Origin of the sequence: Chitinophaga rhizosphaerae, from assembly GCF_003958645.1 — a bacterium.
Taxonomy (GTDB): Bacteria; Bacteroidota; Bacteroidia; order Chitinophagales; family Chitinophagaceae; genus Chitinophaga; species Chitinophaga rhizosphaerae.
In genome coordinates, this window is sequence record NZ_RXLO01000006.1 from 1 (window position 1) to 25,332 (window position 25,332).

General features: G+C 56.1%; 25 protein-coding genes. 10 read left to right on the forward strand and 15 right to left on the reverse strand.

The genetic code is table 11. The features are described 5' to 3' along the window. Positions 1 to 95: IS3 family transposase (locus EJ361_RS15145; RefSeq protein ID WP_164714262.1), on the forward strand; the 95-nt coding region annotated here is incomplete at its 5' end. Positions 96 to 163: 68 nt separating this feature from the next. Here EJ361_RS15145 and EJ361_RS15150 read toward each other — a convergent pair. After that, entirely contained in the window at positions 164 to 1,291 is a 1,128-nt protein-coding gene (locus EJ361_RS15150; RefSeq protein ID WP_126246489.1) for an aldose epimerase family protein, read from the reverse strand. 148 nt (positions 1,292 to 1,439) lie between these two features. Here EJ361_RS15150 and EJ361_RS15155 point away from each other — a divergent pair, with 148 nt between their 5' ends. Next, positions 1,440 to 2,150, forward strand: coding sequence for an NUDIX hydrolase (locus EJ361_RS15155; protein ID WP_240646639.1), 711 nt, complete (start codon positions 1,440 to 1,442; stop codon positions 2,148 to 2,150). Here EJ361_RS15155 and EJ361_RS15160 read toward each other — a convergent pair. From EJ361_RS15160 to pepE, 3 genes are all read right to left on the reverse strand, one after another. Next, positions 2,147 to 3,862 (reverse strand): DUF885 family protein, encoded by a 1,716-nt coding sequence (locus tag EJ361_RS15160; protein WP_205687025.1) that lies wholly within the window; start codon positions 3,860 to 3,862, stop codon positions 2,147 to 2,149. The two genes, EJ361_RS15155 and EJ361_RS15160, sit on opposite strands and share 4 nt — an antisense overlap. A gap of 77 nt (positions 3,863 to 3,939) precedes the next feature. Then, entirely contained in the window at positions 3,940 to 5,397 is a 1,458-nt protein-coding gene (locus tag EJ361_RS15165) for a Gfo/Idh/MocA family protein (protein WP_126246490.1), read from the reverse strand. A 184-nt stretch (positions 5,398 to 5,581) separates the two neighbouring features. Continuing rightward, positions 5,582 to 6,286 carry a dipeptidase PepE gene (gene pepE / locus EJ361_RS15170; protein ID WP_126246491.1) on the reverse strand — a complete coding sequence of 235 codons (705 nt, stop codon included), beginning with the start codon at positions 6,284 to 6,286 and terminating at the stop codon, positions 5,582 to 5,584. 210 nt (positions 6,287 to 6,496) lie between these two features. On the opposite strand from pepE, the gene map reads away from it, so the two are divergent. The 6 genes from map to EJ361_RS15200 all read left to right on the forward strand — a co-directional run bounded on the left by map (position 6,497) and on the right by EJ361_RS15200 (position 15,472). Then, positions 6,497 to 7,261, forward strand: a complete 765-nt coding sequence (map, locus tag EJ361_RS15175; RefSeq protein ID WP_126246492.1) for a type I methionyl aminopeptidase — start codon at positions 6,497 to 6,499, stop codon at positions 7,259 to 7,261. 276 nt (positions 7,262 to 7,537) lie between these two features. Next, positions 7,538 to 9,724: a chondroitinase-B domain-containing protein gene (locus EJ361_RS15180; protein WP_126246493.1), complete on the forward strand. Its 2,187-nt coding sequence runs from the start codon at positions 7,538 to 7,540 to the stop codon at positions 9,722 to 9,724. An 86-nt stretch (positions 9,725 to 9,810) separates the two neighbouring features. Next, positions 9,811 to 10,989 (forward strand): heparan-alpha-glucosaminide N-acetyltransferase domain-containing protein, encoded by a 1,179-nt coding sequence (locus EJ361_RS15185; RefSeq protein ID WP_126246494.1) that lies wholly within the window; start codon positions 9,811 to 9,813, stop codon positions 10,987 to 10,989. Between the two features lie 9 nt (positions 10,990 to 10,998). Beyond that, positions 10,999 to 11,868, forward strand: a complete 870-nt coding sequence (locus EJ361_RS15190; RefSeq protein WP_126246495.1) for an aldose 1-epimerase family protein — start codon at positions 10,999 to 11,001, stop codon at positions 11,866 to 11,868. A 179-nt stretch (positions 11,869 to 12,047) separates the two neighbouring features. Continuing rightward, positions 12,048 to 14,138, forward strand: a complete 2,091-nt coding sequence (locus EJ361_RS15195; protein ID WP_126246496.1) for a hypothetical protein — start codon at positions 12,048 to 12,050, stop codon at positions 14,136 to 14,138. Between the two features lie 11 nt (positions 14,139 to 14,149). After that, positions 14,150 to 15,472: a hypothetical protein gene (locus tag EJ361_RS15200; protein WP_126246497.1), complete on the forward strand. Its 1,323-nt coding sequence runs from the start codon at positions 14,150 to 14,152 to the stop codon at positions 15,470 to 15,472. 55 nt (positions 15,473 to 15,527) lie between these two features. On the opposite strand, the gene EJ361_RS15205 is transcribed toward EJ361_RS15200, so the two are convergent. From EJ361_RS15205 to EJ361_RS15225, 5 genes are read right to left on the reverse strand one after another with little or no spacing between them, the layout of a single operon-like run. After that, positions 15,528 to 16,235 (reverse strand): DNA alkylation repair protein, encoded by a 708-nt coding sequence (locus EJ361_RS15205; protein ID WP_126246498.1) that lies wholly within the window; start codon positions 16,233 to 16,235, stop codon positions 15,528 to 15,530. Between the two features lie 10 nt (positions 16,236 to 16,245). Further along, on the reverse strand, positions 16,246 to 17,118 hold the full coding sequence (locus EJ361_RS15210) for a pirin family protein (RefSeq protein ID WP_126246499.1): 873 nt from the start codon (positions 17,116 to 17,118) through the stop codon (positions 16,246 to 16,248). Between the two features lie 13 nt (positions 17,119 to 17,131). Beyond that, a complete protein-coding gene (locus EJ361_RS15215) occupies positions 17,132 to 17,362 on the reverse strand; it encodes a (4Fe-4S)-binding protein (protein ID WP_126246500.1) in 231 nt (76 codons plus the stop codon). Positions 17,363 to 17,373: 11 nt separating this feature from the next. After that, the gene (locus EJ361_RS15220) at positions 17,374 to 17,745 is read right to left on the reverse strand and encodes a hypothetical protein (RefSeq protein ID WP_126246501.1); all 372 of its coding nucleotides are present in this window, start codon (positions 17,743 to 17,745) and stop codon (positions 17,374 to 17,376) included. A gap of 22 nt (positions 17,746 to 17,767) precedes the next feature. Next, positions 17,768 to 18,067, reverse strand: coding sequence for a GNAT family N-acetyltransferase (locus EJ361_RS15225; RefSeq protein WP_126246502.1), 300 nt, complete (start codon positions 18,065 to 18,067; stop codon positions 17,768 to 17,770). 190 nt (positions 18,068 to 18,257) lie between these two features. On the opposite strand from EJ361_RS15225, the gene bioA reads away from it, so the two are divergent. Beyond that, on the forward strand, positions 18,258 to 19,556 hold the full coding sequence (gene bioA / locus EJ361_RS15230) for an adenosylmethionine--8-amino-7-oxononanoate transaminase (protein ID WP_126246503.1): 1,299 nt from the start codon (positions 18,258 to 18,260) through the stop codon (positions 19,554 to 19,556). On the opposite strand, the gene EJ361_RS26165 is transcribed toward bioA, so the two are convergent. The 4 genes from EJ361_RS26165 to EJ361_RS15250 all read right to left on the reverse strand — a co-directional run bounded on the left by EJ361_RS26165 (position 19,536) and on the right by EJ361_RS15250 (position 21,834). Continuing rightward, positions 19,536 to 19,655 (reverse strand): hypothetical protein, encoded by a 120-nt coding sequence (locus EJ361_RS26165; RefSeq protein WP_126246504.1) that lies wholly within the window; start codon positions 19,653 to 19,655, stop codon positions 19,536 to 19,538. The genes bioA and EJ361_RS26165 overlap by 21 nt on opposite strands. Then, entirely contained in the window at positions 19,619 to 20,110 is a 492-nt protein-coding gene (locus EJ361_RS15240) for a DUF2911 domain-containing protein (protein WP_126246505.1), read from the reverse strand. The genes EJ361_RS26165 and EJ361_RS15240 overlap by 37 nt, the downstream gene beginning before the upstream one ends. A 74-nt stretch (positions 20,111 to 20,184) precedes the next feature. Beyond that, positions 20,185 to 20,730 carry an SRPBCC family protein gene (locus tag EJ361_RS15245; RefSeq protein WP_126246506.1) on the reverse strand — a complete coding sequence of 182 codons (546 nt, stop codon included), beginning with the start codon at positions 20,728 to 20,730 and terminating at the stop codon, positions 20,185 to 20,187. A gap of 27 nt (positions 20,731 to 20,757) precedes the next feature. After that, positions 20,758 to 21,834 (reverse strand): ABC transporter permease, encoded by a 1,077-nt coding sequence (locus tag EJ361_RS15250; protein WP_240646640.1) that lies wholly within the window; start codon positions 21,832 to 21,834, stop codon positions 20,758 to 20,760. 266 nt (positions 21,835 to 22,100) lie between these two features. Here EJ361_RS15250 and EJ361_RS15255 point away from each other — a divergent pair, with 266 nt between their 5' ends. Next, positions 22,101 to 22,445 carry a hypothetical protein gene (locus EJ361_RS15255; RefSeq protein WP_126246508.1) on the forward strand — a complete coding sequence of 115 codons (345 nt, stop codon included), beginning with the start codon at positions 22,101 to 22,103 and terminating at the stop codon, positions 22,443 to 22,445. A 189-nt stretch (positions 22,446 to 22,634) separates the two neighbouring features. Here the strand turns inward: EJ361_RS15255 and EJ361_RS15260 are convergent, their stop codons facing one another. Both EJ361_RS15260 and sppA read right to left on the reverse strand, forming a co-directional pair. After that, positions 22,635 to 23,420, reverse strand: a complete 786-nt coding sequence (locus tag EJ361_RS15260) for a hypothetical protein (RefSeq protein WP_126246509.1) — start codon at positions 23,418 to 23,420, stop codon at positions 22,635 to 22,637. Between the two features lie 75 nt (positions 23,421 to 23,495). Continuing rightward, positions 23,496 to 25,253 (reverse strand): signal peptide peptidase SppA, encoded by a 1,758-nt coding sequence (gene sppA, locus EJ361_RS15265; RefSeq protein ID WP_126246510.1) that lies wholly within the window; start codon positions 25,251 to 25,253, stop codon positions 23,496 to 23,498. Between the last annotated feature and the right edge of the window lie 79 nt (positions 25,254 to 25,332).

Consider the following 25,332-nt stretch of genomic DNA (forward strand, 5'->3'; position numbering starts at 1 on the left):
AAATCATTGAGTACATAAACTATTACAATAACCACAGAATCAAATTAAAACTAAACGGCTTGAGTCCAATACAATATCGAACTCAAGCCGCTTAATCTAAAAAGTCCAACCTTTTGGGAGCACTACAATGATCGGGACGGCTTTCCTTTTTCACGAAATGCGATTATTTGCGTACCGCGAAACGGTATACCGTTGTCTGCCTGTAGGTTTCCCCCGGCCGGAGTATGGCGCTGGGGAACGACGGCTGGTTCGGAGCATCCGGGAAATGCTGGGTTTCCAGGCACATGCCGGCGTGTTTTCCGTACACTGCGTTATTACGCGTATTATTCAGCGAACCGTCGAGGAAGTTGCCGCTATAGAACTGAACGCCTGGTTCGGTGGTGGCTACCGTCATCACACGGCCGGAAACGGAATCGTACAGCATCCCGAATTCCTGCAGCCCCTCAGCTTCTTCCAGCACCCAGTTGTGGTCATAGCCGCCCTGGACCTGGCTAATGCGCTCGCCGATCTTATGCGGCGCCGTGAAATCCATGGCAGTACCGGCCACGGAATCGAGGCGTCCCAGCGGGATGAGGTTTTCGTTCACCGGCGTGTAACGCGACGCGCGCAACTGCAGCTCGTGGCCCAGAATGTCGTGGCTCCGGCCGGCAGACAGGTTGAAATAGCTGTGATTGGTGAGGTTGATGGGCGTTGCCTTGTCTGTAGTGACCGTATAGTCGATCTGCAGGGCATTGTCGGCCGTGAGTGTATAAACCACTTTCACGTCGAGGTTGCCGGGATAGCCTTCTTCCCCGTCTGCGGAGCGGTATTCGAGCAGGAGGCTGGAATCGCCGGGCTGGGGCGTGGCTTTCCAGATCACTTTATCGAAGCCTTTCAGCCCGCCGTGCAGGGAATTGCCGTTATTGTTGGGCGCCAGCTTGTAGGTGACACTGTCCAGCGAGAACTGCGCATTGGCGATGCGGTTGGCGTACCGGCCCACGAGCGTCCCGAAATAGGGGTTGCCGGCCTGGAGGTAGCCGCTCAGGCTGTCGTACGAAAGCACCACGTTGCCGGGCGCTCCGCTTTTATCTGGCGTGATGATATCCGTAATGATGCCGCCGTAGTTCAGGACCTTGACGATCATGCCGTTGGCGTTGGTGAGGGTGTATTGGGTGACTTCCGCGCCGCCCGTTTCGCCGTACCTGGCGCTGGTCAGCGATACCAGGGGCGCTTTGCCGCCACCGTCGCCACAGGCGGTAAAAGCCATGATGCCACCGGTAGACAGGGCCATGAGGGTCGATAACTTTTTCATGTAGAACGTGAAATTTTAAAACAGAATTCGGGTTTAATCCTTTAAATATCTGGATTAAATCCCGAAATTTCCAGCCAATTTTTCAGGAATGTTTGATAAATTGTCTGTGCGACATTTATATCGTGACCACGCAAAAAACTGATCCGCCTTGAGAATCGCCCAATACTCCAGCAAAAACAGGATGCTGGTGGCCGTAGACTGTATCATATTTGGATTTGACGGAACGGAGCTGAAGCTGCTCCTCATCAAACGGGGCTTCGAGCCCGAGAAGGGCCGCTGGAGCCTAGCCGGCGGACTTATGAAGCGAGACGAGAACATCGATCTTGCGGCGAGCCGTGTGTTGAAAGAGCTGACCGGCCTGGAGAACGTGTACATGGAACAGTTGTACATTTTCGGGGAAGTGGAGCGCGATCCGGTTGACCGCACCCTGTCCGTCGTATATTCCAGCCTGATCGACATTAACCGGTACACGCAGCAGATCAACCAGGACTACCATGCCGAGTGGTTCCCCCTCAAAAAGCTGCCGTCCCTCATTTTCGACCATCGCGACATGGTGGCCCTGGCGCAGCAGAAACTCCGCTACAAAGCCGCCTTCCACCCCATCGTATTCGAAATGCTCCCGGAAAAATTCACCCTCCCCCAGCTCCAGCACCTCTACGAAGGTATTTTCGACACGCTGATGGATAAACGTAATTTTTCCCGGAAAGTATTGTCGACCGGGCTGCTCGTAAAGCAGAAAGACAAAGAAAAGGCCACCTCCAAAAGAGGCGCCTTTTACTATAAGCTCGACAAGCGGAAGTACCAGACCAAATTCAACGCTTTCCTAAATTTCATTCCCAACCCGGATTCCATCCGCTAGAGCGGGTAAAACCGCCAGCTGGACTTGAAATCCTTACCGGGCAGCTTGTCCAGCAGAATGGCGCGCACCATTTCCACCGGCATCGCGTTTTCACGGATGATGGCGTCGTGGAAATCGCGGATATTCATTTTCCCGCTGTCTACCAGTTCCTTCTTCAATGCTTCGAACTGCAACCCGCCGATCATGTAAGCGATCTGGTACAGCGGACCGTACCCGCCGGTGAACGAGCGGCGCACTTCGCCTTCGGCGTTGGCGCGTTCGTGGTTGACGCGTTCCACGAGGAAATCGATGCATTGCTGCGGCGTCCATTTGTGGGTATGATAGCTGAGGGAAAAGATGATGCGCGCGCAACGGTGCATCCGCCAGAACAGCATGCCCACGCGGTCTTCCGCAGATCGGGGAAAGCCCTTGTCCCACAACAGCCGCTCCCAGTACAACGCCCAGCCTTCCGTCCAGAAAGGGGTATCGAAGTGGCGATAGGCTTTGTAGCGGTCGTTCATGAACTGCTGCAAACCGTGGCCCGCCAGCAATTCGTGATGCACCACGGCACGGGAGAAATGGGGGTTGTTGCCGCGGATCGACATCATTTTATCGTCGTGGCTCATCGTGTTGGTCGGAAAGGCGATCAGCAGCTCTTCCCCGCCCAGGAAAAACGGCGCCACCAGCTGCCTTTCGGGCGACAGCATGTTCATCCGCCAGGTTTCCTCGGCCAGTGGTGGCAACGAGATCAATTGATGTTCCTTCAGAAACGCGACGGACTCGTTGTACAGCCCCAACATCGCTTCCGGCTGCGAGCCGGGTTCCACGGAAGTACCTTTTACCTTTTCCATGGCGGCTTTCCAGTTGTCGCCGAACCCCATGTCGCGGGAGGCTTTGAGCATTTCCTTTTCGCACCAGGCGAATTCGCGGTTGGCGATGGCGATCAGCTCGTCGGGCGAGTACGGGATCATTTCGTGTTGCAGCAACACTTGCACACCGGCCTGGCCGATAGGGTTGCCGATGATGCCGGAACCATCGTCTTTCTGCGACGGCGCGCGTTTGGCGATCTGTTGGAAGGTGTTCGCGTATTGGCCCAGGAGGCTATCCAGCTCCCGGTACGGCGCCGGCATCCACCACGAAAAACGGGGATCGAAGCCGGTGTAGAAATCGTATGTGCTTTTGATGGCCTGCTGCAAGCCCCGTGCGATGCCGGCGCCGCGTTGGGCCAGGAAGGGCGTTAGCGAACTGTCTTTCGCCAGCAAAGTCAGCTGCACGCGGACGGCCTTGCCCGCCTGGTTCCACGCGGCGGCGAGGGCGCGGGCGTTGGGCGTGAGGCCCCTGCGCCTGCGGGCTTCAGCGGCATAGAGCGAATCAGCGAAAGGGAAATATTGCCTCAACTGCGCCGTTTCCGCCTTTTCGACGGTCAGCAAATTGCGCTCCTGTTGCAGGTTACGGCGGAACAGTACGTAATCCGCGCGGGAGCCCACCGGCAGTTGGTCCCAATCCAGCGCCGCCAGCCTTTGCAGGTAATCCGCATACAGTTTTTCCAGCCTTTCCCGCCGTTCGGGCGAGTTGCGGATGGCGTAAAACCGTTGCAGGATGCCGCGGTCGGCTTCGAATTGCACCATAATATTGTTGACTTCGCTGGTTTGCGCGTAGAGGTCGGTATCGGGGCGCTGCGCCATAGCGGTGGCCGAAAGCAGCAGCAGGCAGCAGGAAAGGAAATGTTTCATGGCAGGTAGCGATAGTGTTGTAAAAAAAAAGCGCTCTCCCGGTAAAGGAGAGCGCCAGGTATCGATTGCGTGCGGGATTAGTGCACGTTCAGTTGCTTGGACTCACCTTTCTTTTCCACATTGATCACGCCGGTGGTGCCGCCGCCTTTCAGCGTCAGTTCAACGGGTGCATTGGTTTTCCAGGCGCCGCGGGTAAAGTCGGGAATATCTACGCTGGAAGAACGTTTCGCGATGGATTTTCCGCTCAGCGGGAAGATGCAGCTCCATGCCACGCCGTCGTACACGTCCTGGTCCAGCGGGAGGCCGTTGCGCAGACAGTCGATGAGGCGCCAGTCCATCATGAAGTCCATACCGCCGTGACCGCCGACTTTCTTCGCCATTTCACCGATTTTGCGGATGATTTCCGGTGTGTACTGGTCGTAAAGTTTCTTCAGTTCGGCTTCGGAGATCCAGTCGTGACCAAAAGCGATACGTTCGGGATCGGGCCATTTGCTGGCTACGCCTTTGGTGCCGCTCACGAGGTGGATGCGGGAATACGGGCGGGGGGAAGTTACGTCGTGCTGTACCATCAACGTCTTGCCCTTAGCGGTTTTGATGGTGGTGGTGTTCATCTGGCCGCGGTAGTTTTTGCCTACGAATTCGTTGAAGAACGGATCTTCGGCTGCTTTCGCTTTCGCCATTTCGCCCATCATGAAATCGTTGCTGGACATAGACACGAGATAATCCATTTTATCGCCGCGGTTGATGTTCATGCACTGTGCGATGGGGCCGAGGCCGTGGGTCGGGTAGAGGCTGCCGTTGTGCGCGATGTTCTCGCGGAGGCGCCACATGTTCTGGTACCCTTTTTTGGAGAAGTTGAGATCGCGCAGATCGTGGATATACGCGCCTTCTGCGTGTACGATCTCGCCGAAGAGGCCCTGGCGCGCCATGTTGAGCGTCAGCAGCTCGAAGAAGTCGTAGCAGCAGTTCTCCAGCATCATGCAATGCTTTTTGGTGCGCTCGGAAGTTTCCACGAGTTTCCAGCAATCTTCGAGCGTCAGCGCAATGGGCACTTCGGACGCTGCGTGGCAACCGTGTTCCATGGCGTATAGGGCCATGGGGGTGTGGAGAGCCCAGGGCGTGGTGATATACACCAGGTCCAGTTTCTCCTTATCGATCATTTCCTTCCAGCCATTGGCGCCGGAATATTCCCTGGCGGCAGGGCGGCCCATTTTCGTAACGATGGCGTTCGATTTGGTGGCGCGCTCGGGCAACAGGTCGCAGATGGCTACGATCTCAACACCGTCGATATACGACATACGCTGAACCGCACCCGGCCCGCGCATACCCTGTCCGATGAAACCGATCCGCACCCTGTCGATCTTGGGAGCAGCGTAACCGCTCATGTTGAAGCGTTGCGATTTCTTGGATTGATCCAACGCGATTTTCAGTTCCTCATCGCTGGGAACGGAAGATGCGAAAGACGGGATACCGGTCATCAGTGCGCCGGAACCGATCGCCAGGTGGCGAAGGAAATTTCTCCGATTTGAACTCATAGTGAATTGGTTGAGCTTGTAGACAATAAAGAGCCGGTTAAATTAATAAACATTTCCACTTTTTTCAGAAAACCTCCACTAACGGTGAAAATTGTTGAAGAAATTATCAAATAACTGGATGGAATGGCAGAAGAAGCGGGCAACCGGTAGGCCGCCCGCTAAATATTTAGCTGGGAAAGGGGGATCAGATGAGGGACAGGTTACCACCGGCCGACATTTCATACGGTTCATGACCGGCTTTGAAGATCCTGGCGCTGAGATTGCCCCGCAGTGCGATCTCCGTTCCCTTCACTTCGATCCAGCTGCCTTCGCGGAGGCCTACTACCGGCACGTTTTGCTGGGTGTGGAATTCGCGGATGCGGGTTTCACGGGTTTCGCCCATATGCCCGGAATCGGGTTGCGGATCGAGGTAATGGGGGTTGAGGTTGAAGGGGACCAGGTTCATGGTCTGGAAACTGGGCGGGTACACGATGGGCATGTCGTTGGTGGTTTGCATGTTCACCCCGCCGATGTTGCTGCCGGCGCTCGTGCCCAGATACGGCTTCCCTCCTTCCACTTCGGCGGCCAGCAAATCCATCAGTTTATTTTCGTGCATTTGTTTTACCAGGAGGAAGGTGTTGCCGCCGCCGGTGAAGTAACCCGCAGCATGGCGGATGGCCACTTCCGGATCGGGAAAAGTATGCAGGCCCCGCACCTTTATACCCCAGGCAGCGAAAGCCGCTGCGGCGCGGGCGGTGTAATCGTCATGGGAAATGCCGCCGGGGCGCGCATATGGGATGAAAACGATTTCCGGGATGCCGGCGAACAGTTCGCGGATAGCGGGTTCCAGGTAAGTGAGGTAATCCTGGCCGAATAAAGTCGATGTACTGGCTAAAACAATCTTTCGCATGTCCTAAATTACGGAACCCTCGGCAAACGGTAAGGCGGGAAGCCTGGATTTTTGGGAAGAGGGAAATAAAAATCTGCGGAGCCACCGATAAATGGCCTCGCGGCATAGGCGCCCAAACGCCTCACCCGCCCCGGCAAGCCGCCTGGGCACTAATACCCACGCGTCAATGCCTAATATTGATTAACTTGCGGCAAACAGATTACGAAACCCATGTCTATCACGAACGAAGCGGAATTACAGGGCATGCGGGCGGCCGGAGAAGCGGTGGCCCTCACCCTGAAAGCGATGCGGGAACACGCCCGCCCGGGAATGTCTACCGGCGAACTCGACGAATTTGGCAATGCCGTGCTGGCTGCCTTCGGGGCCAAAAGCGCGCCCAAACTTACGTACGGTTTCCCCGGCTGGACCTGCATCTCGGTCAACAACGAGATCGCGCACGGCATCCCCTCGGTGAAGCGCATCCTCCAGGAGGGCGACCTCGTGAATGTGGACGTATCCGCCGAGCTGAACGGATTTTGGGCGGATAACGGCGGTTCATTCGTGCTTGGGGAAGATATTCACGGCCATCAGAAACTCGTGGATGCCTCGCGCGATATTCTCCGCAAAGCGATCGCCAATATCCGCGACGGCGTGAAAATCGCCGAAATCGGGGGATTGATCGAAGCGGAAGCGAAGAAAAGAGGTTTCCGGGTGATAGAAAACCTCACCGGCCACGGCATCGGCCGCAGCCTCCACGAAGAGCCCCACTCCATCGCCAATTACTACGACAAATACAACCGCGTCCGCTTCCGCAAAAACGGCGTGGTAGCCATCGAAACCTTCATTTCCACCCGGGCCACCTGGGCCTACGAAAACGGCGATGGCTGGACGCTCCAGACCAAAGACGGCAGCTTCGTGGCGCAACATGAACATACCATCATGGTCACCGACGGCGCACCCGTCCTCCTCACCGAAGGCAACGACATCTGGAGTTAATTTCTTTCCAAATAATACACGACGACAGTCCCCTCCCGGAGACTGTCGTTTTTTATTTATCCCAAAAAATATTCGCAAATATGCAATCGTTTGCATATATTCGAATCCAGCCATTCCCGATAGTTATGAAAACGCTTGTCCACACATTGAAAAACGTTCTCCGCCAATGCACTTTCATGCCTGGCAAGCATGGATAATTAACTCGTTTCCGCAAAGAAAACACGATCATCTTCCCGTCTGCCGGACCGTATTTTATTCATCACCCAAATTCCACTTATGCGAAAACGTTACCACTGGCTTATTGGCCTGCTATTAAGCTGTACCGGCGCCTCGGCCATCGATCGCAACGTGTCTAACATGACCGCGCTCAACGCCGCCATTTCGGCTGCGCAACCCGGCGACCGTATCATTTTACAGAACGGCACCTGGAACAATGCCGCCATCACCTTCAGTTCCTCCGGCACTTCAACCGCCGCTATCGAAATGCGCGCCCAAACGCCCGGAGGCGTCACGTTCACGGGGAACTCCACCCTCAACGTCACCGGCACCTACCTGGTGGTCCGGGGATTCAAATGGACCAACGGCACCGTCACCGGCAATGTAGTCACCATCCGCGGCAGCTACAACCGCATCACACAGTGCGCCATCATCCACTTCAATTCCGGATCGAAATGGATGGTGCTCGACGGGCTTCGCGCCCGCCTCGACCATTGCCATTTCGAAGGCAAAAACACCGCAGACCCCACCCTGCAGATCGAAGTGCGCGATCAAACCGCCGACTACCATGTGGTGGAATACAACCACTTTTCCCGCCGTCCGCCGCTGGGCGCAAATGGCGGAGAAACCGTTAGGGTGGGCTATTCCGGGCAGATGGACAATATCTCGCGGACGCTCTTCCAATACAACCTCTTCCGCGAATGCGACGGCGAAAACGAGATCATTTCCAACAAAAGCGCGGAAAACCTCTATCGCTTCAATACTTTCCGCCGCTCGGAGGGCCAGTTCTGCTTCCGCCATGGCGACCGCAACGTGCTCTACGCCAACTGGTTCCTCGGTGAAGGAAAGGCCAAAACCGGCGGCGTGCGCGTCATCGGTTCGCAGAACTATATCATCAATAACTTCTTCTACGGCCTGGATGCGGCCAATTCAACCGGCGATGCGGTGATCATCCTTCAAAAAGGACAGGATTACCCGGCCGGGGAAGTCCGCTACAACCCGAGGATCAACGGCTGCGTGATCGCTTACAACACCATCGGTGAATTCACCAGCGGCCGCGCCATCGATCTGAACAACGGCTCCCGGCCGCTTTCGCCCACCGGCGTGAAAGTCGCCAACAACGTGGTCGTAGACGCCAATCAATCGCTTGTAGCCAACAACCTCACCGGGTCAGAAACCTGGCAGGGGAACATTTTCTCCGGCACCCTCGGCATTACGAACCCCGGCGGTATCACCATCGCCAACCCGCAACTGGAATCGGCGGGCAGCTGGCGCATCGGCGCGTCCAGCCCGGCCATAGACGCCGGCGTTGGCGGATGGGGCGGCGTGCTCGATATTTCCGGATTGCCGGTAGACGTCAATGTATCGTTCGATATCGACGGGCAGGCGCGCACTTCTTCCAAAGACGCTGGGGCCGATGAGCGCGTGTCCGGAACGGTCACCAATCATCCGCTCGACTCGATGGACGTTGGGCCGGCCTGGATGGGCGGTCCTCCCGACCCGGACGCTCCTCCCGCATTGGCCAACCTCGCCCTCAACAAATCCGTAACGGCCAGCAGTCAGCCCCAGCCGGAAAACCCTGCCAGCTCGGCGGTAGACGGCGATGTGAACACCCGCTGGTCGGCCAGCGGATACCCGCAATGGCTGGAAGTGGACCTGGGCGCGGTGTACGATATTTCGAAAACGGAAGTGGTTTGCTTCAACGACCGCGCCTATCAATTCACCATCCAAGCCAAAACCACGGCTGGCGGCAGTTTCACACAAATCGTGAACCGTTCCGCCAATACCACGCCCGGAACGGTGGCTTCACCGATCACGGATAATTTCAGTCCTGTGGCGGCGCGGTACGTACGCATCAACGTGACCGGTGCGGCGGATTATACCGGCACCTGGGCGAGTATTTCGGAGCTGCGCGTGTTCGGGGAAACCGGTGGCGGCGGGGCATTGATGCAGGCAAAAATGGATGACGGGACGGGGGGACCGTCGAAGGAAGTGAAGCTGGAAGTATATCCCAATCCCATATCCGGCACGGCTTCCACGATAAGATACTCCCTTCCGAAAGCCGGGAACGTGCTGATTTCGGTCTATAACATTAACGGACAAACGCAAACATTGCTTAACGCACGCCAGGAAGCCGGCGAGCATACGCTACGCTGGCCGCAGACGCCGCAACCTTCGGGCGTGTACATCCTGCGGCTGCAATCCGGGCGCATGGACAGGCAGGTGCGCCTGGTGGTAGCGCGATAAAAACTGAAGGTTACAACGAAAGTCAACGGGGTGCGGTTGATATTACCGGCCCCGTTGTTTATCTTGATACAAATTCCACCCATTTTATGACCCTTTCCCAAAGAATCGCGTCGATAGACATTACCCGTGCCCTGACCATGACGCTCATGATCTTCGTCAACGACCTCTGGACCCTGCACGACATTCCCCTGTGGCTCGAACACACCCAGCCGCGGGAAGACGGCATGGGCCTGGCAGACACCGTGTTCCCGGCATTCCTGTTCATCGTAGGCATGAGCATTCCTTATGCCGTGGCCAACCGTGTCAAAAAGGGCGATGGTACCTGGGCGCTCGTCCGCCATGCGCTGGAACGCGGGATCGGCTTGCTCGTGATGGGGCTGGTACTGGTGAACGGGGAATACCTGAACGAGGGGGCAACCGGTCTTTCGCGCGGGGTGTGGAACGCCATCGCCTGCACTTCCTTCATCCTCATCTGGAATCAATATCCGGCCAGCTGGCCGAATGTCCGCAAATACGTGCTCAAAGCGATCGGCATCGCCGGGTTGCTGTTGCTGGTCAGCGTTTGCCGCGGCGGTGAGCAGGCGCAGGGATTTTCGACGTATTGGTGGGGGATTTTGGGGTTGATCGGATGGGCTTACCTCGTGGGGGCGCTTGCTTTCATCATCGGCAAAGGTAAAATCGGCGCCGTACTGGGCGTTTGGCTCGTGTGTATGGCTTTCAACATGGCAGCGCACGCCGGATTCATCGCGGAAGATCATCCGCTCCGGCGTTTCCTGGCCCCGGTGGGCGACGGCGGACTGGCGGCGCTGGTGCTTGGGGGAACGGTGGCTTCCATTCTTTTCCGGGACTTCGTGGAGAAAGGGCGACGCATTCCCGTTATCGGATGGTTAACCGGCATAGCATTGGGGCTCCTGGCGGTGGGGATCGCGACGCGGCCGGTGTGGGGCATTTCAAAAGTGATGGTGACGCCAAGCTGGGTATATATCTGCAGCGCGATTACATTGCTCGTGTTTACGCTGGTATACTGGATCGCGGACCTGAAAGGGAAAGGGGGAGTTTTCAGGACCATTAAACCTGCGGGGACAGACACGTTGCTGTGTTACCTGATGCCTTATTATGCCTATGCCTTGATGGGCGCACTGTCGGTCCCGATGATGTTCCCCTGGGGCGGGGCGCCCGGGCTGTTGAAATCGCTCGCCTTCGCGCTGATAATCGTTCAACTGACCGGATGGATCAGCAAACGGGGAATCCGGCTGAAACTGTAAATTTGTAGCATGACTACTATCGACAATGAGATCCTGAGCGTCCAGATCAGCCCGAAAGGTGCGGAACTGCAAGCTATCCAACGGAAAGACAATCATCTGGAATACCTCTGGAGCGGCGATGCCGCTTTCTGGGGAAAGAAAAGCCCGGTACTGTTCCCCATCGTGGGGGGATTGAAAAACAACCAGTACCGTTTCAACGGGAAAACGTACGAACTGGGCCGCCATGGCTTCGCAAGAGATAAAATCTTTGAATTGACGGAGCAGACGCCGCATTCGGCGACGTTCGTATTGACGGACGATGGAGACACCCTGGCCCGCTACCCCTTCCCTTTCACATTGAGCATCCGGTATGCGGTGAACGACGCCACGCTGACCGTCCGCTACACCGTGCAAAATACCGGCGACCAGCCCATGTATTTCTCGATCGGGGCGCATCCTGCTTTCAGGGTGCCACTGGCGGAGGGGACGCATTACCATGACTATGCGCTTCACTTCAATGCGCCAGAAAACGCAGCCCTGTGGCCGCTTTCGCCCGAAGGGCAAATCCTCGACGAACCGGTGGCGTACTTCGACAATTCGCAGGAACTTCCGCTTACAAAAGAACTGTTTTTGAAGGATGCGCTCGTTTTCAAACACCTCGCGTCCAACGCCATTTCCCTCCGCAGCGACAAAACGCCGCACGGGCTCGAGCTGCGGTTCCCGGGGTTCCCGTATATGGGGATCTGGGCCGCTCCCAATGCCGATTTCGTGTGCATCGAGCCGTGGTACGGGATCGCAGACCATGTGAGCGCCAGCGGAGACATCACCCGGAAGGAAGGAATCATCGAACTGGCTCCCGAAGCGATCTTCCAACGGGAATGGTCGGCTGTTTTTTTCTAACTCCCCGTTGTTAAAATTTTAAGCGTTTTTCCGGCTGCCGCCAGTCGGAAACTCCCCTATTTGCCTGCTAACCAATTCGTTTGTGAGAAGGTGTCGTAACATGTATTAACATTTTAACCAGCCCGAATTCCCTTAATTGCGTTCGTTAATGCATTGTTAATCTAATACACCTACCCCCCATGTCTATTTTCGATTACCCAAGGATCAATTTCAAGGGCCTGATTTCTATTAACGTAGGCACTGCGAACAATGACGATTATTCCGGCGAGCAGTTCGCCTCCGGCCCTTACGCCGGGCAACCCGTCCGCCTTGCCGATTCTGCCAGCGTACAACCCATGATCTACGGCATGACCGACGATGCCTGGGTGAACTGGGCCATCACCCCGCTCGGCGTCTACAATCCACCGCCCTCCAACCCTTGCGCCACCACCGCCAAGCGGTTCGAAGGCGAAAGGCCCGCCCCCTCCGCGGATTTCGCGGCCAACGACACTATTTTCCCCGGGGAATGGAACTATTACGGCGATATGGGACTGGATATGATCGGCGTGAACGTCACCGGCATCAACGACCCGAACAACGTTATGCCCCCTTCCCTGAAAAGCCAGATCTCCGTGGCCCAGCTATCGTTCCTCAACCGCACCGGCCCCAACGGGAGAAGCACGGGCATGGTGATCGACATCAACCCGGAAGACCCGACCAACACCCAACTCTACACCGATTTTATCAGTCTCATCGCGGGCGACACGGCCGTTTTCACCGGCAAACCCTCGAAAGGCATGACCCGCTGGATCAACTTCTTTAAAAACGCCGCACTTACCGGCCCCAACGGCGCCTCGGCCATGTTCCAGTGCGTGATCCCGCTCAGCGAACTGACAGGGCAGCCGATTCTGCAGGGAATGCCGGCCACTTCTCCCACGAAAGACCGCAAACCACTGGCAGGCATCGTTTGCCGGTTCACCATTTTCCGGCCATTACAGAAAATCAACGTCTTCAAATACAAAGGCCAGGCGTACATTGACCAAATGAACGCCCTGTACGCCGTGCAGGGTACGAACCCGGATTTCCTGGAAATCCAGGGCACCGTGGCCCCCTGGTTCGAAGGCGACGCCACTTCGCAAACCACCGGCCGCTACCTCGAACCGCAGAAATTCCCCTGGCCCACAGGATGGGCCGGCAACCGGATGGGCCTTCCCATGATGCAGACGCCACCGGCGATCCTTTATTACCGGAACAGCGACAACACCTTCAAAGTGGCCCCGCAAATCTCGCTCGATCTGTCGCCCGTATTGCCGGACCTGTACCAGGGAAACTACGATCCCTTGATCACCGGGAACAACCCCAAATTCAACCTGGGCACCATTTCCCTCATCATCGGCGACCCCGCCGACCCAACTTCCTCCAACAACCAGGTTCTCGGCCAGATCAATTATATGGACGTGCGGCAGAACGACGGCAACGGCTGGATTTTCGACTTTACCTGGAACGCGTTCATCAATGCCAGGGTAGATGCCGGCCAGCCTTTTTTCCTGTACTGCACCGGCTCGCAGGGCGTGAACCAGGTTATCCACGTCGAGAAACCCCTGTTCCTGTTTTCTGAAACATCCGGTGTATATGCCGAACAGAATACGGTGAACCCCAACGCCACCACCACCCAGTTCCGAGACTATGGCCCCGGCACGGTGCCCATTTCCTTCATCGGCTACAAGAACGGTGAAAAGCTCAACAACAACGGCGGGTACAATTACCAGCTCTGGTATTACGACACCACGCCCAACCAGGCACCGGGCAACGCCGTCAAACTGCAGGACAATTACAACCTCGGCGATCCCATCTCACTGCCGGTTAGCAAAAAAGGGAATGTCCTCGTCACCTGCACCACGAGCGACAACCCGCCGCCTTCGTGTTACGCGGAGTTCAACCCGCTGACTGGGTCCATCATCAACGTGCGGGTGTTGCCGAACGATGAAGATTATTCGCAGTACTACAAAGATCCCGGATCGCCGCAGCCTACCGGTAACGACAAGCTGACCTGGGACGTGGTGTACACCAAAGTGCTGCGGAATTATTACCTGCTCTACCCGGCCATGAGCAAGGTGGTGAAGCTCAACGACCCCAATATCTGGAAAGACCCTGTGATGGCGCGTGCGCTGATGGACAGGATCAGTCTTCCGCAATGGGCGAATTCGGTAGCGATGCCCAGGACCCGCGACCTGTCCGAATCCCGCCGCAAACTGCTTACGGCATGGTGCCTCAAAGTCATTAACCCCTAAAACTTAACTCCATGAAACAATTGATATTCGGCCTGTTGCTTTGCGGCTGTCTGCAAGCCACTGCACAGGCGCCTTACACCATCACATTGAAGAAAGCCGCGAACCAGCCGGCGCCCGCATTGCAATCTTTCTGCATCGCCACCATGGGCAACTTATGGCTGTTGATCGGCGGGCGTACCAACGGGTTCCACGGCACTGCAGGTCCCGGTTCCACTTTTCCATCGTCTGCCTCCAACACATCGATCTGGGTAGTCGACATGAACAGCAACAAATCCTGGAAAGGAGATATCCCATCCAACCTGCAATACCAGCTCAGTGCTACCAACATGGCATATTTCCAGGACGGTAACACGCTGTATATCATCGGCGGGTATGGTGCCGGATGTGCCAACGACGGCTGCTACCAGACTTTTTCACAAGTGACGGCAGTGGATGTGCAACGCGTCATCGCTGCCGTACAGAACGGTTACGGTTCGAACAATTACATCAAAACGGTCAGTGATCCGCGTATGGCCGTTACCGGTGGATATCTCGTGAAGCTGAACGACTGGTTCCACCTCGTCATGGGGCAGAATTATACCGGGAAATATTCCGGCGGGGTGACGGGAAAATATACCGAGCAGATCGCCCGGTTCAAGATCGACAACAGCGGTCCGGCCCCGGCGATCACCAATTACAGCGTGATCACGACCAGCGAGCAGTACAATGGCACCAACCAGTTCCACCGGCGCGATTATCCATCGGTAAAGATGGTGATGCCCGCCAACAGGAATGTGGGCGTGGCGGTGTTCGGCGGCGTGTTCAACAACCAGGGCGGGCCGTTCATCAACCCCGTGTATTTCCAGGATATGGGATTTAATACCCTTGCGCAGATCGACACCAATTACAAACAACGGTTCTGCATGTACGATTGCGCGGCGATTTCCGCTTACAATTCGAATACCGGCGAAGCGTACGTGTCGTTCATCGGCGGTATTACGGACTGGTACATCGACGAGAGCGGGAATGAAGTGCCGGGCAACGCATCGAATTTCATGCCCTGGTTCAACCGCGTTTCTACGCTCGTACGTTCTTCCAATGGCACGCAGGAATATCCCCAGAAGAATGTTACCCTCCCCGGCTACATCGGGGCCAATGCGGCTTTCATCCTCAATCCGGCAATTTCGCTGATCGACAAATCGGGAGAAGTGATCGATTACGGGAAATTACAAACCGGCAATAATCTGATCGGATGGATGTATGGCGGGATCGAAGCCACCGCGCCGCAAAGCAACGGTTTCAACCCGACCAGCGCCAGTAGCACGATTTACGAGGTATGGTTGCAGAAAAACTGATCCGGAGGGTTGGTTTTTCGAAAGAAAGCCGCGCTTTTTTGCGCGGCTTTGCTATTTAACATTTGAGCGTTTTCTTTTTCTTCGCCCCGCCCGGCCTCCCGCGCGATGCAGCGATGTACCCTTCGGCTTCGGGCACTTTGCAGGCCGTGTTCCCCATGTCCACCATTACCGTTCCGATTTTACGGGCCGCGGCCACTGCGGTGGCATGCGCGGCATCCACGTATGTTCCCGCGCCGATGACGAACCCGTTCATCACGTAGCGCACGCGGTTGGGCGCGCCGTGGATTTCTTTTTCGACACGTTTGAGCAATGCCAGCACTTTGGGGACGTCGATCTGGTCGTCGGGGAGCAGGGATACCAGTCCGCCGAGCGTCGCCCATCCGCTCACGGCGATTGCCGGCGAAGGGTTGTCTATCCACGACAGCGCGATGTTCCAGGCATCCGGATGTTCGGCCGTTACCCAGGGCACGGAATACTCGCTGATGGCGGGTGCGTTGGGCGTTTCGGCCCAGTGGCGTAGCTGTGCGGGTGTCATCAGGGCGCCGTTGGCGGCGAGGCCGGCCAGGTATTGCGCATCGTAATGCCCGGTATCGTAAAGCGCCAGGGCAAGGGCCTGGTCTTTGCGGATCTGCTTGAGGATGATCTTCAGGTCGGAGACTTTCACGCCGGAAATGGGTTCCCGGCCGCCGTGGTTCATCAGCGTTTTCTTCGTCTGGGCCGTTCCTGCGGCGGCGATGGCCGCCATGGTTTCTGCAAGCGTCATGGAGCAGGGTTTATTCTTCGATCAATATACCCATTTTTCCCATCTGGTAGTCGCGCATCGCTTCGAGCACTTCCGTTTCGGTGTTCATGACAAACGGCCCGTTGGCCGCGATCTTCTCCCCGATCGGTTCGCCGGAAGCGATGAACAGGCGCGTGTCTTCCTCTGCCGTGATGCCGATCCCCTTCCCGTCTTGCCGGAAAACGAGGCAATGGAAGCCGGTGTACACGCTGGCGCCGGTGATCTTCACTTCGCCGTCCAGCAAATACACGAACGCGTTATGCGTTTCCGGCAATGGAATGTAGAAATGGCCGCCCTTGCGGAAATGCGCGGTAAAGGTATTGACGGGCGTAAGTGTGGGCACCGGGCCTTTCACGCCCATCAGTTCCCCCGCCACCACGGAAATGGTAACGAGCCCGTCTTCGCTCCTGACGGTTGGCGTATCCACATTATGCAAGGGGAAATACGAAGGCTGGTCCATTTTATGGCCGGATGGCGAGTTCACCCAGATCTGGACCATCTCCTGTTCGCCCCCGGTATCGTGAATATCGTTGGGCGGGCGCTCGGAGTGCACGATCCCCATGCCTGCGTGCATCCATTGGGTGCCGCCTGCGCGAACGATCGAGTTGTTGCCCCGGCTGTCGCGATGATGGACGCCGCCCTTGAAAATAAACGTCACCGGCGAAAATCCCCGGTGCGGGTGCGGCCCCACGCCAGCCTGGCGCGGCGGCAGGTAGTCGGGCACCCTGACGTCGATATGATGAAGAAGCAGGAAGGGATCGATCCGGTCTGCATGAACGGAAGGGAACGGCTGCCGTACGGGCATATCGCCCATGTCTTTCAGGTCTGCGTACAACACATGCTGCACGCTGCGGTATTGCTGCATACGTTTCGTCTGGCTAAACTTTCGGTTTATCTGCGTTCAAGTAAAAACTAAGTGCGCCGGAAGGACAAAGCTTCACCTGGGAGATGATGGCATCTGTCGTGGCGCCGTCTATTTTGATCCAGGGCCTTTCCTTCGGCTGGAATACCGCGGGCAGTCCGCGTGCGCAGATGCCCGTGTGGCGGCAAATGCGTGGTTGCCATACAACCGTTACTTCGCCATTGGTATATTCATTTTTCATTTCCATGTTGGGAAAATTTAGGATTCGCGCAATTGCTGCTTGAAATGTTTGAATTCTTCGCGCAGTTCGATGAACAGGCGGTTGAAAGTTTCCACATCGTCTTGCAGCTTGTTGTGCAGCATGTGCAGCTGCGCATCGTCGCCCTGGGCTTCAGACATCATTTTATCTCCCCTGATCACTTGCTGGAGCAGCTCGTTCACGACTTCTTTCTGGCGGATAAGGGCGTTCTGGAAATGTTCCACTTTGGCGGCGGCGTCGTGGTCGAAGCGGCCGTTGGCCAGTTCAACGAGTTCGTCGCGCAGGGATTTGATTTCCTTTTCGTTCAGCAGCAGGTCTTTTTTCCATTCCTGGTGTTGGTGATGGAGTTTGTCAAAATTGGTCAAGGGCATATTTCAAAGATTAATTGAGTGTTCAGACGTTGATCCCGTGTGCCAGGAGCTTTTTCCATTCCGGGTGTTTACGGATATAGGTGGCTACATATGGGCAAAGGGGCACTATTTTCTGGCCCCGCTCGTCGATGATGGATAAAACGCGCTCAACCAGCAGTGCGGCCACTCCCTGGCCTTCGAGCTGCGGCGCTACTTCGGTGTGGGTCAGGAAGATGCGGTTGCCGCCTTCCATGTACTCGATCTTTGCGAGGTGCCCGTTTACCCGCGTCTCGAATTGTTTCGCGTTTTCATTGTCCCTGATCTCGAGGAGCTTTCCTTCCATAATGTAGCTTTTGGGTTCTTACGGTAAATTGTCCGGATATGGTGATAAAACAACGGAGAATGGCCAAAACCATGCCATCTACATACAACACAAAGGTAGGCAATTGGTTGGCTCTGCAATTGAATTAGGGGAAACATGAATATGTGATATCGTTATTTCCGTTGTACGGATGATGGAGTACATTTGTGGGATGCAAAAGAGTTTAAGCGAGCGCGACCAGGCCGTGATCTGGCATCCCTACACCCAGATGCAGACGGCCCCCGCACCGATAGGCATTGTAAAGGGCGAAGGCGCCGTGTTGACCGACGAGCACGGCCAAACCTATATAGACGCCACCTCCAGCTGGTGGGTCAACATTCATGGCCACGCCCATCCGCATATCACGAAGCGGCTGGCACAACAGGCCGCTGTATTGCACCACGCCATTTTCGCGGGATATACCCACGAGCCGGCCGTTTCACTGGCAGAGCAGCTCCTGCCGGTATTGCCGGGCGCCCAGGCGCGGGTGTTTTATTCCGACAACGGCTCCACCGCCGTGGAAGTGGCGCTGAAAATGACGATCCAGTACTGGCAGAACAACGGCACCCCCCGCCGCAAACTCCTCGCCTTCCATGACGCCTATCATGGCGATACGTTCGGCGCGATGAGCGTGTCGGCCCGCAGCGTGTTCACCCGGGCGTTCGACGATTATCTCTTCGAAGTCACCTTCCTCGACTTGCCCACCGCCGAAAACCTGCCGGCATTGCTCCGGCAGATCGACGCCATCGCCGGAGACACCGGCGCATTCATTTTCGAACCGCTGGTCCTCGGTTCCGGCGGCATGATCATGTACAACATCAAAGCATTCGATACGCTGCTGGCGCATTGCCGTAGCCAAGGCATCCTGCTCATCGCCGACGAAGTGATGACGGGCTTCGGCCGGACGGGCACCAACTTCGCCATGGAACAGCTCAGTACACCGCCGGATATGATCACGTTGTCGAAGGGGTTGACCGGCGGCACGATGGCTATGGGCGTTACCACCTGTACCGAAGCGATCTACGAAGCATTCCTCAGCAACGACAAGCTTAAAACCCTCTTCCACGGCCATTCCTACACCGCCAACCCGTTCACCTGCGCGGCGGCGCTGGCCAGCCTGGAATTGTTCCTCGACCCCGCCTGTGCGCAAAACCGCCGCCGGATCGCAGCGCGGCACCAGGCGTTTGGGGAAACCCTCCGCCAGCATCCCCGCGTGAAAAACGTGCGGCAAACCGGCACCATTCTCGCGTTTGAAGTGAATACCGGCGAGGCAGACAGCTACGTCAACAACCTGGCGGATTTCCTGCATCGCTTCTTCCGGGAAAAACGCGTCATGCTCCGCCCGCTCGGCAATACGCTGTACATTCTTCCCCCGTACGTCATTACCGACGAGCAACTGACCACCGTATACGACTGTATTTTAGAAATGCTGGAGGAATACGGCAAACGGTCATCCTCCCGCCAGCCATAAAAAACCCTCCCGTTTTGCGGGAGGGTGTAAAAAATGCGTTAGCTGTGTTGCTGGTGCGGTAATTATTTTACCGGAACGGAAATTTTGGTATCGTCCCACTCCATCTGCAGATTGCCTTTCGGGAAGGAATACGTCAGTTTTTCAACGGTGGAAGCCGTTTTCTGACGGGGAACTTTCACTTCGGCTACGTTCTTGCTTTTGTTGGCTTCGTACTGGGAAGCGCCCATCTGCTTGGTCTGCGAGTTCAGGATCACCGTGAATTCCTTTGCGGTGGGGATGATGAACAGGGCGTAAGAACCTGCTTTCACTTTCTGGCCGCCGAACGATACGTCTTTCTTGAAAGTAATATCGGTTGACATATTGGCCCCTGCGCGCCATACTTTATCGTACGGAACCAGCTCACCGAAGATCACGCGGCCTCTTTTGGAGGGCTGGCTGTAGGAAATTTCGACATTGTCGCCGGACGCCGATACCAGCGGGCTTTTCGGCGGATCTTGCGCTACTACTGCTGTTGCGGAGAAAAGAAGGGCGAGGCCCAATAACATGCTTTTCATAAAAATAGGATTTGAATGAACACGGAAATTACGCCGGAAAACGGAAGATTTCCAAACCGTTCAACATAAAAAAATTATGGTGCTTCGGCCAGGCTTTTCAGGTGGTTCAGCCCGTCTTCCATCGTAGCGCCGAACATCCGGTCCATCATGAACCCGCGGAGCTTCCACCAGGGCGCCATGCCCACATGGGCTTCGAACCGCCATAGGATGGCCGTTCCCTGCCCGTCGGCCGTAGGTTTGAGGTCGAAATGCGCGGTAATATGCTTCATATCCGGATGTATCAGGATGTAAGTCACGCTTTTGCCGGGCACTACCTCCGTGATCCGGACGCGGCCGGGCTCGCTGCTCCCGGGCACCGCCCAGGTGTAAGATGCGCCTTCTCCCGTGGTAACCGGACCGTAATTCACCGACACGCCGGGCTTCAGGCTGAATTCCGGGTGCCAGGGGTTCCAGTTTTTCCAGGTTTTCAGGTCGGTCAGGTAAGTATACACCTTGTCTGCCGGCGCTTCTATGGCGCCGGAGCGTTCCAGCAGCGCGGTAGACGGGAACGCCAGCGACAGCAGGAAGATCAGCGCGCCGAGAATGGCTACCGAGATCAGGAAGAATTTAAATAATCTCATATCAGGTTTTATTACGGTTGTCAAGTGCTATTCCCAGCGGAACACTTTCACGGCCACGCCGTACACCACCACGCCCCAGATGGTGAGCACCAGCAATTGCGGGCCCAGGTCCCACAGGTGCATCCCTTCAAAAGCGATCTTCCGCAAGGCATCGTTCAGGTAAGTCAGCGGCATGATCTTGCAAATGGGTTGCAGCCAGGCGGGGAACACATCCACCGAAAAAAACGTGCCGGCAAGCAGGAACTGCGGCAATGTCACGATGTTGGCCATCGGCGGGATGGTGCTTTCCGACCTGGCGATACCGCTCACCACGAAACCGAAGCCCATGAACACGATGAGCCCGAACAGGCAAAGGATAAGCATTTCCAGGAAAGTCACGAACCCGTTTACCAGCGTAAACCCGAACGCGAAATACCCCAGCCCGATGATCACGATGGAGCCGAACGACTGGAACAGCAGCCGGCTGATGGCTTCGCCGAGAATGATGTACATCCGGTGGATGGGCGTGGCGAAGAAACGTTTCAGCACCAGCGTCTGCCGCAAACTGAAAAAGAGGAACGCCGTACCGAAAACAGCGGCGCTCAGCAGCGAAAAGCCCAGCTGGCCGGGCAGGATGAAGTCGATAGGCTTGTATTGGCGGCCGGGCACCGTTTCGGGAATGATCTCCGCCACGGATGGGCGCGGGTACACCACGTCGTTGGCCGCGTTGATGCCCATCTGGAGCACATTGATGAGTTGCGCTTTGTTGTCCGGACTGGTGGCGGTAGAAGTTTTGACGTGCAGTTTCAGGTTGGGCGCGGCACTATCCGCCCCTGCCCTGTTTTCGATTCGGAGAATGGCTGTGAGGCGGCCTTTGCGGAGGTCGTCTTCCATTTCCGCCTGCGGCTCGCCTGTTACGAGCTTAATGTTGGGCGCGGCGGCGAGGCGTTGGTACATCTGGCTGGCGGTGTCTGACCGTTTATCGATCCCGACTTTTACCGAACCCGACCTTCCGCCGATGAAACCGAACACCAAAATGAAGACCAGCGGGAATGCCAGGCTGAAAACCACTGCCGAGGGGCTCCGGAACATCGCCCGGATGCTTGCCTTCGTAATTGCCCACATTGCCTTACGCTGATTGTATGCTGACGCCATGCTATGAATCTTTAACAAGGGGCAAAACTAGCAAACAACGATCAATTATCCCCTGAAATCTGCGGGGCCGCTCCAGGGGCCGTTTGCTGGGCTTTAACCTACCAATAACGCCCGGTTAACAATTTTTGAAAGCGCCGGGCGGCGGTCTTTTCTTAAGTTGCAGGCCTGGACGAGAGTCATAAACCGCGTTTCGAACAACCAATCATGCCGAATAGGCGCCCTAAAATCCAACCTGTATGGCAGAGAAAAAAGTGCAGGCAGCCGCTGCTGCCGCCCCTACACCAGCCGTAGAACAGATGTGCCGCTGTTACGACGACATCCTGCAACGTCTCCAGGAATTCGACCCCTTTAGCGGATCCCAGATCATTTGCAACGTGATCAATGAGCACATCAAAAGACTGAGCAACGTCATCCGCCACCACAACGAGATCGCGGAAGCCGCCGAAAAATCCATGGAAGCCCTGGCCGACGGGCTCCGCCGCCTCCGCATGCAAGCCCAGAAAATCGTTGATGAAAATCACAACAACGTGATCCGCCTCACCCCCGAAGAACGCGACCCCGTGTACACCGAAGAGGGCTGACCGGGCATCCCCGACAGGTAATAACCGCCAACTGATGCCGGCGATATATGGCTGCAATCTAAAAAGCCGGCAGTTTCCGGTCCGGCCATGAAAGCAATGCTTTTCGCACCGGGGACGGGGTCTCCATACCGGGCGCATGCCGCCCATGTGTGTGGCTTCCCCGCCCCGGGGACCGGCCTTCGGCATCCCCTATTTCCTTACCGGCTCCAGGCGGACGTAATGATAAAGCAGGTCATTTTCTTTCGTCAACACCCCGAATTTACCCACCAATACATTGGCATCGAGCCACTTGATGGATTCCGGGCCCCATTTTTCGGGACTGAAATCGTACAGCTTTTCCAATCCCTTGTCCGTCTTTATATAATATTCCAGACCATTAAAAGTGAACGCAGCCATCAGGTCGAGGTTGGAAACGATCATCTTCTTCCCGTCCGGCGATAATTGCGGCAGGCCGATAATGGGCGTTTCCGCACCGGTTTTCTCATCCACCAGCAACACATCGTACGTTTCATATCCAAACCTGCCTATCACAAAACTCCCGATCGCCGGCAGGTACCCGTTATAGATATGCACCTCATGATCTTCGCCGTCGCTCTCCGCATTGTCGCGGAATTCCTTTTCTGATCCGTTTTTCAGTTTGATATGCAGCACGTTCCCTTCGCGGCGAACGAGGTCTTGCTGCGGCGCGATGTTTTTCGCTTCGCTCGTATCGGGCTTGAATTCCGCCGCACTTTCGAATAACGCTTCGGTCGACGGTACAACGCGGTATAACTGGCTCCCGATCGTCACCGTATCCGGCAAACCGAATGCAGACGCCATCGCCGTGTCACGGAAAAGCTCCGGAACGGCTGGCAGCGAACTGTCGGCCGGGGAAGCGGTCTGCGTGGCGTCCTGCGCGTTTTTCGCGGCGTTCGACTGGCAAGCCGCGAGCCCGCAAACGATCATGGCGGGCAATATGAATGTCAAACGGAACATAAGGGTCGTTTTTAAGCGAAATGCCGTTCCTTTTCAGAAACGGCATCGCAATATCAGTTTTTTTCCGGGACCAGGTCAATCGATCACCATTTCGTACGGCAGCCTGGCTTGGGCTTCGCCTTGCATGGCGCGTACTTTTTTGATCGTTTCGAAGAAGCGGTAATCTTCGCCCAGTTCTTCCTTCATGAAGCTGGCTCTCATTTCCTGCCCGAAAAGCTTTACGAGTTTTTCCATGGTGCCTTTCGGACGGGGATACGTGACCAGCTCCACTTCCGGAATATTGGCCATGCGCGCCGCACAGTCGATCGCGTCCTGCACACCGCCCAAACGGTCTACCAGGCCCAGTTGCTTCGCCTGGCTGCCGGTCCACACGCGGCCCTGCGAAATGCTGTCGACCACCGCTGCACTCAGTTTACGGCCGTCTACCACCCGTTGTTTGAATGTGGCGTAGATGGAATCCACTCCGCGCTGGATGAACATTTTTTCCTTCTCGGTGAGCGGACGGATGGTGGAACCTGCATCTGCATATTCCCCGGTCTTTACGCCGTCGAACGTAATGCCGAGCTTGCTGTTGAAGAACCCTTTCATATTGGGCAGTATCGCAAACACGCCGATGGAACCGGTGAGGGTATTGTGTTCTGCGAAAATGCTGTCTGCCATGCAGGAAATGTAATATCCGCCGCTGGCTGCGTAATCGCCCATGGAAACGATGACGGGTTTGGATTTGCGCGCCAGCGTCAGTTCGCGCCAGATGCTTTCGGAAGCCAGTGCGCTGCCGCCGGGAGAGTTTACGCGGAACACGATGGCGCGGATGCTTTTATCCTGCCGTGCATCGCGGATCATTTTCACGTAATCGTCGCCGGCAATGGCGTCGTCGATATCGGAACCGGAGCGGATGTCGCCCTGGGCGTAAATGAGAGCGATGTTGCCGCTGTAGCTTTCGTACAAACGATTGGCGACGGCATATTTATTAAGGGAGATGAAATTCACGGATTCATCCCCGCCGATAGACAGGCTGCGTTTGATCTCGTCCATCACCTGGTCGTCGTACCGCAACCCGTCGATCAGTTTGAGGCGCTCGGCGTCGGAGGGTTCCAGAATCTGCGCTTCGTTAGCGTACCGGTGCAGCGTGGCGGTGTCGATATTCCTCGCTTCGGAAATGTGTACGAGGAAATCGCCGTAGAGTTCGTTGAGGAAGGAAGTGGTCTGAACGCGGTTGGCGTCAGACATTTTGTATTCGCGGAGCGGTTCTGTAGCGGATTTGAATTTGCCGTTATAGAAAATCTGCGGTTCGATCTCGAGTTTTTCGAGGAGGCCTTTGATGTAGGCGGTGGTGAGGGAAAAACCGGTGAAATCGACGGCGCCTTTCGGGTGCACATATATTTTACCTGCGGCGGAAGCTACGTAAAAAGCGTTCTGGCTGAGGCCATCCGCATACGCATACACGAATTTGCCGCTTTTGCGGAACGCCACCAGGGCGCGGCGCAACTCTTCACTGGCGGCATACCCGTTACCGTTGCCATCGGCCTTGATGTAAATACCTTTTACATTACCGTCTGTGGCCGCTTCGCGGATGATGCGCACGGCATCGAAAAGCCCGGGAGCATTGCCTGCGCCGCCGGCGATCAGGTTCAGGAAGGGATCGTCTTTCCGCAGTTCATGGAATTGCTGGCTGAGGTCTACCACTACAACGGCGTTGGGCCCTACCACTACTTTTTCGCGGGCGCCGGCGCCCAGGCGGGCGAGCAGCATCAGCATGAAAAAGAAGGAAATAACGGAGAAAACGATGAGGGCTACAAAGGATGCCAGGAAAAATTTGAGGAAACTGCGCATGAGTATCTGGTTATTGGACGGAAATCTATATTAATTTTCTCAAAAATACGGAATATGGGTACTTTTGAGCCGTCAAATT